The following is a 587-nucleotide window of genomic DNA, read 5'->3' as shown; positions in this document are numbered from 1 at the left end:
CCACAATGCCTTTGCCTGCCATCGAGCTGCTGGCGCCTGAGATGTTGACGCTGACCGTGCCGGAACCATTGTTGAGGATGTTGGCTGCATCGCCGCTGCCGCCGGCGAAACCGCCGGCGCCGGTGACCAAGATATCGCCAGCGCCGCCGGTGCCGGCGATCAGCTCCAGGCCATCGGTCGCGCCGGTCACCGTGTTGGCGGCATTCACTGTCACTGCGCCGCCGCCGGCCGCCAGAATGCCCTCGGAGAGGGTGCCGGTGATCATGCCGGCCGTGGTGACGGTGATCGCGCCCGTGCCGCCAGTGGTCGCGGCGATGCCCCTCGTGCCAGAGACATTGCCTGTGGTCACATCGACCGTGGCCGCAGTCGCTGCGAAGACCATTTGGGCGGTGATGCCTGCAAACCCGGTGGCGGTGACGTCGCCCGCAGTCACCTTGATATTGCCGCCACTGCCCTGCGCAAAGATGCCGCCACTGCCGCCGCCAGTCGCGGTGACCGGACCAGCCGCCGTCACCGTGAGCGTGCCCCCGCCCAAGTTTACCGCGGAAATCCCGCTGCGGCCATCGATTGCGCCGTTGGCCGTCACC

General features: G+C 68.3%; 1 pseudogene. It reads right to left on the bottom strand.

Annotated features, from left to right (window positions below):
• Positions 1–587: pseudogene (locus tag EN884_RS37930) on the bottom strand (autotransporter outer membrane beta-barrel domain-containing protein); the annotation flags it as partial.

This window comes from Mesorhizobium sp. M7A.F.Ca.AU.001.01.1.1 (assembly GCF_004022735.1).
GTDB lineage: Bacteria > Pseudomonadota > Alphaproteobacteria > Rhizobiales > Rhizobiaceae > Mesorhizobium > Mesorhizobium ciceri.
The sequence above is the reverse complement of the archived record's forward strand: the minus strand, read 5'-3'. Positions and strand labels throughout refer to the sequence as shown.